Origin of the sequence: Bacillus sp. MMSF_3353, assembly GCF_030733445.1 — a bacterium.
In the GTDB taxonomy this organism is placed as follows: Bacteria; Bacillota; Bacilli; order Bacillales; family Bacillaceae_G; genus Bacillus_A; species Bacillus_A wiedmannii.
In genome coordinates this window covers 460,690-474,907 of the sequence record NZ_JASHJA010000003.1, presented here as the reverse complement: position 1 = coordinate 474,907, position 14,218 = coordinate 460,690, and the positions used below count along the sequence as shown (strand labels likewise).

Genomic DNA, 14,218 nt, shown 5'->3' with positions numbered 1-14,218 from the left:
CGTTACACCTCAAATTTATAGCCTACACCCCAAACCGTTTGAATGTAGTTTCCACTTTCTCCAAGCTTCAAACGCATCGTTTTCACGTGCGTATCCACTGTTCTTGTACTTCCGGCATAATCATATCCCCATACCTTTTCCAGCAATTGTTCCCGGCTAAATACTTGTCCCGTATGTTGGCAAAGAAAATAGAGTAAATCAAACTCTTTTACTGTAAGAGAAATCGGCTCACCATCAGCCTCAATCTTCCTACTTTTTTCATTAATAAGTATCGGTCCAAACCGAATCTCTTCTTGTTGCTCTTGCTTTGTATAACGTCTTAGCACAGCTTCCATACGAGCAATTAGTTCTCCAGGACTAAAAGGCTTTACAATATAATCATCTGCTCCCATACGCAAGCCGTTCACCCTATTCCACTCTTCACCTTTTGCTGTTAAAAATATAATTGGTACATCCGACGTTTTTCTAATTTCTTTACAAACTGAAAGTCCATCCATCTCTGGCATCATAATATCTAATACAACGAAATCATAATGATCAGTCTCTAATTTTTTTAGAGCCTCTTTTCCATTTTCAGCTTCTCCCCACTCGTATCCGAAATTATCTAAGTACATTCCAACAAGCTGCCTCATATCACTTTCATCATCTACAACTAGCACCCTATATTTACTCATTGTCCTTCCCTTCCCTCTCTATGAGTTGAAACGGCCCTTTTCCGACTTTAATTGTTCGTTTTATTTTCAAGCTCTTCATATCCATGACACACACTTCATCACTATCATAGCTTGCTACGTATCCTTCTGCTCCGCTCTTCAAAAATGCAAATGGATTCGATCCTACTTCTACAGAAGCCACCTCTTTATACGTGCTAACATCAAACTTTCTAAGCGTATTCGAACCGTGACTTAATGCATATACATTCTTATTATCCTTCGTTATATTCACAGGCATAAACGGAGCATGTAAAGAACGTACCATTTCTCCGCTCTGCAATGAATACACTAATACTTTTTCATTGACTTGATTTCCATCACCATGTCCGCCAATCCATATTTCTTTCCCATCTGGGCTAATTGTCGCTCCCGTTGATGCTGGGGGAATCATAAAGGATTGTATCACTTCTTTTTTCTTTGTATCAATGGTCGTTAGCTTCGTATCATAAAAGTTTAATACAGATAACTGGTTATCGTGCTCTACCATCGTAATTGGTCCTTTTCCTGTTGATACACTCCCTGTCTCTTTCCCTTTTATCGTAAAGAACCTTACCTTTTGGGCAGTTTGATCGGCAGCAAATAATTGTTTTTTATCCTCGGATACAATCACATTTACAATGCCTTTTCCCGTTTTATATTTGTCCACTTGCCTTCCTTCTGCTAGTGAATATACATACATGTACTCTAACTGCTTGCCATATACAAGTATGTCCTCACCGTTTGGAAGTAGTGCAACTCCTGCCATTGGTTCATTAAGTTCCCATGTCGTAATTAACTTTTTAGTTTTTTCATCAACAAAACTAATACTACCTTCTTTTATATTCGTTGTTATAATAACACTTTTATCTTTAGCAATCGGTGTATATGAACTTCCTTGACACCCTACTAATAGAAATAAAAAACAGAGAAGAAAAACATACTTTCTCAAAAGATTCCCTCCATCTTCGGATGATTTCGTTATAATTGTAAAATAACAAATAAATGTGTGGAAATTGTGAAATTTTCCTTTCTTACTTCATTTACATATATAATGTACAACAAATAGAATTTGAGGTGTGCAAATTATGCTTTTTCCTGATTTAGCGAATAAAATTGTACGAGAAGTACGCAGATTAATTAAAGAAAATATCATTATCATTAATATACAAGGCGTTATTATCGCAAGTACAGATGTAGAAAGAATCGGCCAATTTCATGAAGGTGCACTCCGATGCGCAAAACAAAAGAAAACTGTCATTATTACAAAAGAAGATGAACGACGTTTGCAAGGCGTAAAGGCGGGTATGAACCTCCCCTTACTATTTCATGACGAAGTAATTGGTGTCATTGGAATTACAGGCGAACCTGAAAACATTTCACAATACGGAGAAATATTACGTAAAATGACCGAACTACTCATTCACGAAAACTACTTTTTAGAACAACTAGAACTTGAACACCGTTCTTATGAAGCATTTGTCTTTGATTGGCTTCAAAATACAGACTGGTCTCCAAGCTTTCTCGATCGCGCAAAAACACTTGGTATTGATTTATATAAGAAGAAACAACTTATTTTGTTCTCTATCGATCAAAATGACACGATGCTTCAGCGTAAGATTTGGCAACACGTACGCAATCTATTAACAAAGGAGCATCTATTTGTTCGTTGGGGAAATGATCGATTCATTTTATTTACAGCCACAAACTCCAAAGAGCAAACGTATCAATTTTTAAAAAGATTAAAACAAGACTGTGAAACTTTGTTTTCTATTCCTTTATATATTGGGATTGGACAATCCGTTACACCAAGCAATATGAACTTATCGTACGAACAAGCATTACAAGCTCTTTCCGTATCACTTGAAACGAAAAAAATTGTATTTAATGAAGATTTACGTTTAGAAATGTGCTTACAAGATATTTCTGCTGAAACGCGGGAACAGTTTCTAAGGCGTACTATCGAAAACTTACTATCATCTCCTGAGCTTATGCACACTTTACGCTTATTTATTGATTATAACCAATCCTATAAACAAACAGCTGAACAATTACATATACACATTAACACATTGCATTACAGACTTAAAAAGATTGAGGAGCATACAGGACTTGACCCGAAACAATTCAAAGACTTAAACATTTTATACTTCTCGCTCCTCTTATTAGATAATCAAACAAAAAAGAATGATAAAAAAGATTAATCTTTAGATGATTATACATAGAAAGAATCCCTCAACTTTTTTATCATTATAATGAAAGCACTGTTACAACGTTTTTTATGATGACTAAATACGTTAACAGTTTGAGGGGGATTTCCAATGTTAGAAAAGCAAATTATTCATTCATTCGTATCCATTGTTGGTGAAGATAATGTAGATACATCCAATATGGGGCGTTTAACGTATAGTTATGATGCCACTCCAAACTTCCAAGCAATGCCTGATGCAGTCATTGCTCCTCGTAATACAAATGAAGTAGCTGAAGTGTTAAAAATATGTAACACTCACAAAATTCCTGTATATGTTCGTGGTTCTGGAACAAACCTTTGCGCGGGGACATGTCCACTTGAAGGCGGTATCGTCCTTATCTTCCGCCATATGAATAACATTTTAGAAATTGATGAAGAGAATTTAACAATTACTGTACAAGCTGGTGTAATTACACTTGATATTATTAAAGCGGTAGAAGAAAAAGGTTTATTTTATCCACCAGATCCAAGCTCGATGAAAATTTCTACAATCGGCGGTAACATTAATGAAAACTCAGGTGGATTACGCGGATTAAAATATGGCGTAACACGTGATTATGTGATGGGTCTTGAACTTGTCTTACCAAATGGCGATATTATTCGTACTGGCGGTAAATTAGCAAAAGATGTAGCCGGTTACGATTTAACTCGTTTATTTATCGGTTCTGAAGGAACACTTGGCGTCGTAACAGAAGCAATATTAAAACTTGTTCCTATGCCTGAAACGAAGAAAACGATGCTTGCACTATATGAAGATATTAATGAAGCTGCACGTGCTGTTTCTTCTATTATTGCAAATAAAATCATTCCAGCGACACTTGAGTTTTTAGACCAGCCGACAATTGAAGTAGTAGAAGAGTTTGCACAAATCGGTTTACCAACTGATGTAAAAGCAATTTTATTAATTGAACAAGACGGTCCACCTGAAGTTGTCCATCGAGATATTGAAAAAATGGCTAACGTTTGCCGCTCTATGAATGCAGTCGATGTTCGCATTGCAAAAGATGAAGCGGAAGCAGATGCGCTTCGGACAGCTCGCCGTAGTGCACTATCAGCACTTGCAAGATTAAAACCTACTACAATATTAGAAGATGCAACGGTACCACGCTCACAAATAGCTCCGATGGTTGAAGCTATTAATGCCATTGCAAAAAAATATAATATTCCTATTTGTACGTTTGGGCATGCTGGCGATGGCAACCTACACCCAACTTGTATGACAGATGCTCGTAATGAAGAAGAGATGCACCGAGCTGAACAAGCTTTTGCTGAAATATTTGCGAAAGCAATTGAACTTGGTGGCACAATTACTGGTGAACATGGTATTGGTGCGATGAAAGCTCCTTATTTAGAAATGAAATTAGGTAAAGAAGGTATTGCTGCCATGCAAGGAATTAAACAAGCCTTCGATCCAAATAACATTATGAACCCTGGCAAGATGTTCGCGAAAGACACTCGCAAAAGAGTGGTGGTTGAGCGATGACAACATTAAATAAAGAAAACATTCAAAAAGAATTTAAAGAAAGATTAAGTGAAGATGAACTACTAAACTGTATGCGATGCGGTTTCTGTTTACCTACTTGTCCTACTTACATTCAATCTGGATATAAAGAATCACATTCACCACGAGGACGTATTGCATTAATGAAAGCGGTCGTTGACGGTTTAATTGAACCAGATGAAGATGTTGAAAATACATTGAATGTTTGCCTTGGCTGCCGTGCTTGTGAACCTGTTTGTCCATCAGGTGTAAATTACGGACATTTATTAGAAGAAGCTCGTAATATTATTAATCAAAACAAAAAGTTCTCGGTGCCAGTGAGAGCCGTTCGTAAAGTCGTTTTTGAAGGGCTCTTCCCGCATCAAAATCGAATGAGAACATTAACAGGGTTAATCGGATTTTACCAACGTTCTGGTTTACAAACACTAACACATAAAATGGGTATTATGAAGTTATTCCCTGAAACACTTGCAACAATGGATCTCGTTTTACCAAAAGTCCCTAAAATGAAAGCAATGAAAGATCGTCCTGCATTTTTACCTGCTGAAAGTACAAAAAAGAAACAAGTTGCATTCTTCACAGGCTGTTTAATGGATACGATGTTTTTAGAAACAAATAACGCAACAATGAAACTTCTTCAGTTAGCTGGTTGTGATATCGTTATTCCGAAAACACAAAGTTGCTGCGGTGCATTACATGGGCATGCTGGTGAAAAGAGCGGAGCGAAAGAATTAGCGAAACGAAATATAAAAGCATTCGAAGATTTAAATATTGACTATATTATTACGAATGCAGGTGGTTGCGGAGCTTACCTCGTAGACTACGATTATCTTTTAAAAGATGATCCACAGTGGGCTGAACGCGCAAAGCAGTTTGTTTCTAAAATTAAAGATATTACTGCTATTCTAGTAGAACTAGATTTCCATAAACGAAATGACTTACGACTTCCATCGCAAATTATTACGTATCAAGACTCTTGTCATTTACGCAATGTTATGCGAACATCTTCAGAACCTCGTATGTTACTAGAAGCAATTCAAGGCGCAACATATCGTGAAATGAAAGATGCGGATCGCTGCTGTGGTTCTGCTGGTATTTACAATATTGTTCATTCAGAACTATCCATGGAATTTCTAGATTATAAAATGGACCGTGTACATGAAACAGAAGCAGCAACTATTGTTACTGCAAATCCAGGTTGTCTACTACAAATGAAATTAGGCATTGAACGAGAAGGACTTTCTCATAAAATGAGAGGAATTCACATTGTAGATTTATTATTAGAAGCAATTGAAACCAACTCGTAATAACTCGTAACATACGTAATAATAGGAAAACGGCTATCTCCTTCGTCTATGTAAAGAGATAGCCGCTTTTTTGTCCGCTACAATATTAAAAATATGTTACTTTATTATAAAAAAGAACAACAGATACATTACAGTTTTGTAAAAATCAATCCAGTATATTCCTAAAAAAAACTCTCAAACCATTGATACAATAGGATTCTTCATTTTCTGTTTAGGTAAATTCATCCAAAATACCCCTCTTAAAACCAAGTATAAAAATGCTGAAAATTCCTTTTATACTCTATGTTTCTCTTATTTTTCCTCTTTTCCCCTCTTAGGATAAATTAGGTAAATTTTAAGTCTATGAATTTTTTTCCATCTTTTTTCTCACAAAATCTATGCTACGATGAATTTGTCAGTCAGACAGGCTGTCAAAAACAAATCGTGTGAAAACAAATTAAAACTTTATATAGGGGGACACACATCATGAAAAAGCGTGTTTTATTATCTGTAGCTGCTGCAACGGCTCTTACTTTAGGAGTATCTTCTCTAGATGCACAAGCTGCAACAGTACAACCATCTAACGTAAAGGTTCAAAATATTCAGCATTCAAAAGTGATGATGAAGCAAATGAGCCAACAAGAATTACAAGCATTCTTACAATCTATGGGCGTGGAATCATTAGCACAATGGCAACAAGGAAACTTCCAACCAAATTGCATTATTCCTGGTCAACAACCAACTGAAAATGTTGTAACTGAGCAACCAACAGCTAAGCCAGAAACTCAAAAGCCTGCTGAGCAAAAACCAGTTGAACAAAAGCCTGCTGAAGAAGTTCAAAAACCAGAAGCTCAAAAACCTGCTGAAAACAACAATACTCAAAAACCAGCTGAACAAAAACCTGCTGAGCAAAAGCCTGCTGAAGAAGCAAAATCTTTAAGCGAATTCGAACAACGTGTTGTTGAATTAACAAACGCTGAACGTGCAAAACAAGGCTTACCAGCACTAAAAATCGATACTGAATTAAGCAAAGTAGCACGTGTTAAATCTGAAGATATGCAGAAGAATAACTACTTTGATCATAACAGCCCTACATACGGGTCTCCGTTTGACATGATGAAGAAATTTGGTATTTCTTATACATCTGCAGGTGAAAACATCGCTCAAGGCCAACGTACACCTGAAGAGGTAGTACAAGCTTGGATGAACAGTGCTGGACACCGTGCAAACATCTTAAATAACGGCTTCACTCACATCGGTGTTGGCTATGTAGAAAGCGGCAACTACTGGACACAACAATTTATTACGAAGTAAATAGATTAAAAGAGTCTTCTCATAATGAGAAGACTCTTTTTTATGTTTCATAACTTTCTATTATGTATGAGTATAAAATGTAAAACATGAACAAAATAGAACCACTACTTATTACACTAAGTAATACATAAAACCCCCACTTCAAGTTCAAAAATAATGAAAATAATATACTACATGCCATCATTTGAAAAATCCGCCTACTCACTAAACGGATCTTTTGTAATTTGATTGGGTCTTTTTCCGTACTCTGAACTTGTTTAAACAACTTACTAAGCATAAAAAGAAACATACTAATCCCAATTGTTAGTCCTGTTTGAAAGGATATCATACTTCCAAAATTAATAAAGAGAATGAGCATATGGATAAACAACATAAATAAAGTAATCGTCTTTAGAAATCCACTTATAATGACATGCTCGCCTTCATTAAACTTATATATATTATGTGAAATAATATACATCAACCCATGTAAAAAAATAAGAAAAAAAGGAATAAATGCTATAACAACTTGTTTACTCATAAAATCGTTCGGCCCACCATTTTCATCCCAATGTACAGCCATCTCATTTGGTAAATATGGATAGAGGCATAGAGTAACTAAAAGACAAACGAAAAATATTCCTAGTATGTATTTATATTTGACCAAGCAATTCTCACCTCTCTTTTCTCTTAACGGCTTCGCTTCTTTTAGAGAAATTCCTGCAGGAATCTACTTTTCTCAAATTTAAACTTATACTTTACGCATTCATTCTTTGAAATTCTTTCATTGTATCATTTAATTTTGCAGGGAATGGTACATCCACTTCGATCTCTTCTTTCGTAATTGGATGTAAGAAGTTTATCTTCATCGCATGTAATGCTTGCCTGGACATATATTGCGTTTGTCCACCATATAATACATCCCCAACTAATGGATTACCATGATAGCTCATATGAACACGAATTTGATGGGTTCTACCTGTTTCTAATTGTAACGTTACGAACGTAACATTTTGGTTTTTAAAATACTTCTCTACTTTATAAAATGTGATAGCTTGATCTCCCTTTGGAGAAACACGTCGTCTCGTCGCATGATGGCGATCTCTTCCAATAGCTGCGTCAATTGTTCCTTGCTTACCTTTTACTTTCCCTTCCACAAGCGCCGCATATGTTCTTTTAATTTTTCGTTCCATTAATAAACGATCCATAATTGCACCAGCAATTCTATGCTTAGCAAACACGACACCACCTGTCGTATCTTTATCTAACCGATGAATATGACGAACCTTCGTCTCTAAACCTTGCATTTGAAAATGAAAAGCAACAAGGTTTGCAAGTGTTCCCATCCCACCTTTTTCCGCAGGATGCGTATCCATCTTCTCAGGCTTATTTACGATGAGTACGTGATCGTCTTCATATACTACATCTAATTCACCATATTCAGGATCTACATCGTATTCTTCTTCCATAAACATATGCACTTGTAACTTATCGCCTTCTTTTAAAAGCTCATTCCATCTTCTCTGTTCTCCGTTAACGGTAATACCTTTTTCCATACGAAGCTGATGTAACAACTTTTTCGGTATTTCCCATTCTATTTTTAATAACGAATCAATACTTATGCCATTCCATTTCGCTGGAACAGTAATTTCGCACCATTCGCCCTTCTTCTTCGTTTCCATACTGTATCACCTTATTTCTATTGATTCTCTCATTGTAACGGAAAACACAATTTGATGCACCGTCAAAAATAGAGGCCAGTCTTATAGTAGACTGGCCCCCTCACGCTCTACGCCGTTTCATTTCCTGCAATACTTCTTCCGCTTTTTGCTCATACGATAAATCTTTAAAGAAATCCGCCAATCTTTTATAATCATTATACGTATCTAATAAGTCATCAATTTTTTCTACTTTCATCACTTGTTGTTTTTGCTTCATTTTTACTGGATAACGATAGCCCGATACCTCTTGTATTTTGTAATACTCATCCTCTACTTGAATGACCTTTACAAGTTCCTCCTCTTCCGCATCCATCGTATACCCATCAAAATCTCTAAGTAATTCATAAATGATATGAGTCCATTCATCTTTTGGATAATATCCTTTTTCTAACCGATAACCGACAATGCGATACATATGCCCATCGTTTTCTGCAAACTGTACTGTATCATTTAGCTTAAACTTAAAATAACGAAACATTGCCTTCACCTACTTATATGTAATGTTCTTATCACATACTATTTGCAAAATGTAGGTCTTGCTATTCATAAAAAAATACTCATCTATAAGATGAGTATTTTTTACGATGATTTTTCTCTTTTCTTTCGGAATGGTAACCACCAGTTCCAATCTCCAAACAGTTTCATTAAACTTGGTACAAGCATAAGACGAATAATTGTTGCATCAAGGAATATTGCTAATGCAACACCAAGCCCCATTTGCCGTACTGGTAAAATATCAGTAAAGGCGAACGCACCTGTTACAACAATCATAATTAACGCAGCTGATGTAATGATCCTACTTGTTGACACAAGTCCTTCTAACGTTGCTTGATCATTATCTCCTGTTTCTTCATATAACTCATGAATACGTGAAATAAGAAAAACTTCATAATCCATACTAAGCCCAAATACGAGACCAAAAATAAAGATTGGTAAGACAAATAGAACAGGACTCGCTTCTAAACCAAAATGCCCACCTTCAAATAACCAAACAACAATTCCAATTGTTGCGCTTAAACTAAGTATATTCATAATAATCGCCTTAATTGGAATGAGTATAGATCGGAATGCAAATAATAATATAACAAAGGTCGATCCAAATATAACAGACATACCAATTGCAACTTTATCTTTAATTTCATCTTCTAACTCTTGTTGGAACGTCGTCATCCCGCCTAAATAATACGTAACATCTGTTTCTTTATAATTTTGTTTAAAATCACGAACCCACTGTTTAGCAGTTTCAGTACGTGGTTTTGTTTTCAAAAAGATTTCTATCGTCGTCTTATTTCCTTTCGTATACGCTTCAAATATAGGAGCTAGTTTCGCCGCTTCTGGCGACTCTAACATTCCAGCAACTTGATCTGCTTTCATACGAGTTAACCCGTCGTATAAACTTCTAACTTCATATACTTTCTTATCATCTTTTAACTTTTGAACGACTTCTTCTATCTTTTGTAAACTTTCTTTTTCTTTCATATCTTTTTTCGTCTCTACTACTAACGTAACATCAGCGTGTTTTTTTGCAGTTTTATTAAATGCCTCTTCGTACTTCTCATATGCAATTCTTGTATCACTTTGTTTAGGTAGAGCTTCTACGTCAGGGAACTGCAAATTAGCTGTACGTAACGGTAATAAGCAAATAACAATAAATGTTGTAACAATAATAATCATTGCGATTGGATGTTTCATTACAAATTGCGCAAATTTGCGCCAAGCCTTTGCCGGCGTATGTGCTACTTGATTCTTTTTTAATATTCGTTTCCCAATTAATGATAATAGCGCTGGGAGAAGTGTGAGTGAGAATAAAATACTCATAATCACAACAATCATTCCGCTAATTGCGACAGACTGAATATAATCGATTTTAAAGAAAAACAAGCCAGATAATCCAACAAATACACATAATCCTGAAAATACGATAGCGCGCCCTGCTGTTTGATATGTAATTGCTATCGCTTCTTTTACCGCTCGCTTTGCAACTTCCTCTCGAAAGCGATTTACAAATAATAGTGCAAAATCAATAGATAGCGCAAGTCCAATCATCGGTGCAACATTTAACACAAAGATAGATAGTTCCTTATCGCTACCTATAAAGTATAATATGCCCATCGTACTAATAACACTAAGCGCCCCATTTACAATTGGTAAAATAGATGCCAAAAGACTACCAAATGAAAATAGTAATACGAGAAATGCAATTGGTAACCCAATCATCTCCGCTACTTTTAAATCATTTTGCGTTCTTTCATTAATCTCTTGATTAATTTTTGGAAACCCTGTAGGCGTTACTTTTAATGCGGCATTACTTTCCTTTTCGATTTTATCAGCAAATTGCAATGTCTTTTCCATTCGTTCTTTATTTGTTTTCCCGGAAAATAAAATTGTCGCATAGCCGATATCATCTTGTAACATTTCTTTATTTTGCACTGGGTGATGGAAAGATTCATATGTCTCTTTCTCTTGTACATTCTTTACAATTCCCTCTACTTGCTTTTGAAATTCCTCATGTGAAGCACCCTTATTTTTTTCAAAAACGAGTAGAAGTGTGTCTTGAGACCTCTTAAAATCTTTATCTAAAATTTCTTTCGTTTTTTGATAGTCCCCTTCCGTTTGGAAACCATCACCGCCTAATACTCCCGGCAGCTTTGGAGCGAAAATACCGAGTGCGATCGCAACCAATAGTAATGCTACAATTACTGTATAACGAAACTGATACAAAAAAGCTCCTAATTTCCCCCACTTATCTACTTTATGTACATTTGTTTTCACACATTTTCACCTACTTTAAATAATTCAATTGTCATTTATACTGTATCACATCTTCGTACAAACAAAAAACGTCTGGAAACACTATAATGATAGTTTTTCCAGACGTTTTTTATCTCTCTTTATTAAGTCCCAATCTCTTGGTAAGTAAACGATGGCAGTAAATCGCCATAATTAACAAAATACCACCTACGCAATAACCAGCTAAAATATCAGTTGGATAATGTACATTTAAAATAACTCTACTTAATCCAATCGATACAATTACAATTCCCATCAAAATCGTTATAACATATTTTCCAGTTACACTCTTCAAATTTGCCGCAATAATATAAGTAAGAAACCCGAATGTCATAATAGATAACATTGCATGTCCACTAGGGAAGCTATACCCAAGCGCATCCAACGTTTCATTTAACGATGGGCGCTCCCTTTTCACAATTTCTTTTATCCCTTTATTAACAAGATGTGTTATTAAAATGCCCATTGGATACACGATCATCGCAGCATAATAACGTTTTCTCCAGAAAACAAGTAAACTTATAGCCAGCGTAGTTACGATCCCGATAGCAGAACCTAATTTTGTATAGTGTGAGAAAAATGTAAGCGAACCTTCTGTTTGTAATCCTTTTACTAATGCTCGGACATATGTATCCATCACTGTAACGCCACCCGCATGTACGCGCCAAGCAACAATGCCAAATACAGCAAGTAATAAAACGATACATACTACCTCATATTGATGCAACTTCTTTTTCAAGCGATTTCCTCCTACTATGAAAAAATGCGATTTCTATTTTAGAAACCGCATTTCCTTACTTATTTACCTTTTGTTTTTAACTCTGTCCAGTAACGATCATAGTCTTTTAGCTTATCGTCTACATCAACAAGCCATTCTGTACGATCTAATTCTTCTTTCGTTAAGAAGATCATATGATTATCACGATATTCTTTACTATGAAGAGGATGAGCTTTTTCATTAGGATTACTGTATCCAATTGACTCGTAGTTTTTCACACTTACTTTTTCATCTAATAAGTAGTTCATAAACTTCTCTGCAAGCTCTTTGTTTTTCGCACCTTTTGGAATTGCTAACGTATCAGCCCAAATTGTGCCGCCTTCCTTTGGTACAACGTACTCTACATCTTTATTATCTTTTGCGATAAATGCTGCATCTCCAGACCAAACTGTTCCGATCCAAGCATCTTCTGTAATGAATTTTTGTTTAATATTATCTGTATCAAATGCTAATAAGTTTGGAAGCAGCTTCTTTAAATCATCTGCTGCTGTCTTTAACTGTGTATCGTCTTTCGTGCTGTTTGAGAATCCATGCTTCTTAAGACCCATACCTAATACTTCACGAGAATCATTTAATAAAGTTACATGCCCTTTATATTTCTCATTCCATAGGTCAGCCCAGCTTGTAGGAGCTTCTTTCACATACTTTTTATTGTATGCAATACCTGTTACGCCCCAAGTATATACTAAAGAATATTTATTCTCTGGATCAAACGCCGGTGTTTTGAAGTTAGAAACCATATTTTCGATATTCGGGATATTCTTTTTGTCTAACGGCGCTAATAAATCCATTTTCGCCATTGTTTTAACCATGTAATCAGACGGCTGAATTAAATCATACTTCGCGCCACCTGCTTGTAATTTCGCAAGCATTTCTTCATTACTTGCATACTTATCATAGTTAATTTTCACGTTATATTTCTTTTCAAAATCTCTTAGCACTTGCTCATCAAAATTGTCAGCCCAGCTATAAATGTTTAACTCTTCTTTCTTTTCACCACAACCAGCAAGTACACCAGCAACAAGGCTAAAGCTAATTGCTGCGCCGGCTAATCTTTTCATTAATTTCATCGGTTTATTACCTCCTCGTACTTTCTATATCGTTCGTATTATAAAGGAAGGTGTCCTCCAGAGTTTTCTTCACCATCTGCACCTTTGTTACGGAAGATTTCAGATAGAACCATTAATCCTACGATAGCCACAATTAAAATTGTAGAAAGTGCATTAATTTCTGGTGATACTCCGCGCTTAACCATACTGTAAATGTATAATGGCAATGTTGTTGATCCTGGTCCTGATACGAAGAAACTAATTACAAAATCATCAATTGATAATGTGAATGTTAATAATGCGGCTGAAATAACCCCTGGTGCAATTGCTGGGAACGTTACATAACGAAACGTTTGCCACGGCGTTGCTCCTAAATCATTCGCAGCCTCTTCTAAATCACGTCCCATACCAGAAAGACGCGCTGCTAAAATAACGACAACAAATGAAATACTAAATGTAATGTGCGCAATAATAATTGTTGTTTTGCCAAGTTCCATACCTAATTGACTAAATAAGATAAGTAAAGATAATCCCATTAAAATATCAGGAATTAAAATTGGTAAATACACAAGACCGTTAATAGCCCCTTCATAACGATATTTATAACGATGTAATGCAATCGCGAAAATCACACCAAGAACTGTCGTTACAACCGTCGTTACGATCGCAATCGTCATACTATTTACAAACGCATCAATAACATCTTGCTTTTGAAATAAATCTGTATACCAATGGAATGTAAAACCTTCCCATTCCGCATTAATGCGAGAATCATTGAAGGAATATACCATTAAAACCATCATTGGAAAATACAAGAACAATAAAATTAACCAAGAATAAGAAACTAAAAACTTCTTCAT

13 protein-coding genes are annotated in these 14,218 nt (G+C 35.7%); 4 read left to right on the top strand and 9 right to left on the bottom strand.

All coding sequences use genetic code 11. From position 1 onward, the window contains the following. Window positions 1–2 precede the first annotated feature (2 nt). Together RBB48_RS10505 and RBB48_RS10500 are read right to left on the bottom strand one after the other, a co-directional pair. Window positions 3–674, bottom strand: a complete 672-nt coding sequence (locus RBB48_RS10505; RefSeq protein ID WP_088062562.1) for a response regulator transcription factor — start codon at window positions 672–674, stop codon at window positions 3–5. Beyond that, on the bottom strand, window positions 667–1,641 hold the full coding sequence (locus tag RBB48_RS10500; protein WP_097906771.1) for a YncE family protein: 975 nt from the start codon (window positions 1,639–1,641) through the stop codon (window positions 667–669). The genes RBB48_RS10505 and RBB48_RS10500 overlap by 8 nt, the downstream gene beginning before the upstream one ends. Before the next feature lie 136 nt (window positions 1,642–1,777). On the opposite strand from RBB48_RS10500, the gene RBB48_RS10495 reads away from it, so the two are divergent. The 4 genes from RBB48_RS10495 (at window position 1,778) to RBB48_RS10480 (ending at window position 7,041) form a co-directional block, all read left to right on the top strand. Further along, window positions 1,778–2,893: a CdaR family transcriptional regulator gene (locus RBB48_RS10495; RefSeq protein ID WP_088062558.1), complete on the top strand. Its 1,116-nt coding sequence runs from the start codon at window positions 1,778–1,780 to the stop codon at window positions 2,891–2,893. Window positions 2,894–3,010: 117 nt separating this feature from the next. Continuing rightward, window positions 3,011–4,423: a glycolate oxidase subunit GlcD gene (gene glcD / locus RBB48_RS10490; protein ID WP_088062557.1), complete on the top strand. Its 1,413-nt coding sequence runs from the start codon at window positions 3,011–3,013 to the stop codon at window positions 4,421–4,423. Then, window positions 4,420–5,748 (top strand): (Fe-S)-binding protein, encoded by a 1,329-nt coding sequence (locus RBB48_RS10485; RefSeq protein ID WP_088062555.1) that lies wholly within the window; start codon window positions 4,420–4,422, stop codon window positions 5,746–5,748. Before glcD ends, RBB48_RS10485 begins: the two co-directional genes overlap by 4 nt. A 465-nt stretch (window positions 5,749–6,213) precedes the next feature. Continuing rightward, the gene (locus RBB48_RS10480; RefSeq protein WP_000747605.1) at window positions 6,214–7,041 is read left to right on the top strand and encodes a CAP domain-containing protein; all 828 of its coding nucleotides are present in this window, start codon (window positions 6,214–6,216) and stop codon (window positions 7,039–7,041) included. 40 nt (window positions 7,042–7,081) lie between these two features. Here RBB48_RS10480 and RBB48_RS10475 read toward each other — a convergent pair whose 3' ends face one another. From RBB48_RS10475 to potC, 7 genes are all read right to left on the bottom strand, one after another. Beyond that, window positions 7,082–7,687: a DUF1648 domain-containing protein gene (locus tag RBB48_RS10475; protein ID WP_060489453.1), complete on the bottom strand. Its 606-nt coding sequence runs from the start codon at window positions 7,685–7,687 to the stop codon at window positions 7,082–7,084. 91 nt (window positions 7,688–7,778) lie between these two features. Next, the gene (locus RBB48_RS10470; RefSeq protein WP_087984791.1) at window positions 7,779–8,702 is read right to left on the bottom strand and encodes an RluA family pseudouridine synthase; all 924 of its coding nucleotides are present in this window, start codon (window positions 8,700–8,702) and stop codon (window positions 7,779–7,781) included. 100 nt (window positions 8,703–8,802) lie between these two features. Further along, the gene (locus tag RBB48_RS10465; protein WP_060489448.1) at window positions 8,803–9,219 is read right to left on the bottom strand and encodes a hypothetical protein; all 417 of its coding nucleotides are present in this window, start codon (window positions 9,217–9,219) and stop codon (window positions 8,803–8,805) included. A gap of 101 nt (window positions 9,220–9,320) precedes the next feature. Next, complete coding sequence (locus RBB48_RS10460; RefSeq protein ID WP_088062553.1) at window positions 9,321–11,513, bottom strand: MMPL family transporter; 2,193 nt, start codon at window positions 11,511–11,513, stop codon at window positions 9,321–9,323. 109 nt (window positions 11,514–11,622) lie between these two features. Then, complete coding sequence (locus RBB48_RS10455; RefSeq protein ID WP_000727812.1) at window positions 11,623–12,270, bottom strand: phosphatase PAP2 family protein; 648 nt, start codon at window positions 12,268–12,270, stop codon at window positions 11,623–11,625. A 59-nt stretch (window positions 12,271–12,329) separates the two neighbouring features. Then, window positions 12,330–13,379: a spermidine/putrescine ABC transporter substrate-binding protein PotD gene (potD, locus tag RBB48_RS10450; protein WP_000772499.1), complete on the bottom strand. Its 1,050-nt coding sequence runs from the start codon at window positions 13,377–13,379 to the stop codon at window positions 12,330–12,332. 38 nt (window positions 13,380–13,417) lie between these two features. Beyond that, complete coding sequence (potC, locus tag RBB48_RS10445; RefSeq protein ID WP_000714201.1) at window positions 13,418–14,218, bottom strand: spermidine/putrescine ABC transporter permease PotC; 801 nt, start codon at window positions 14,216–14,218, stop codon at window positions 13,418–13,420.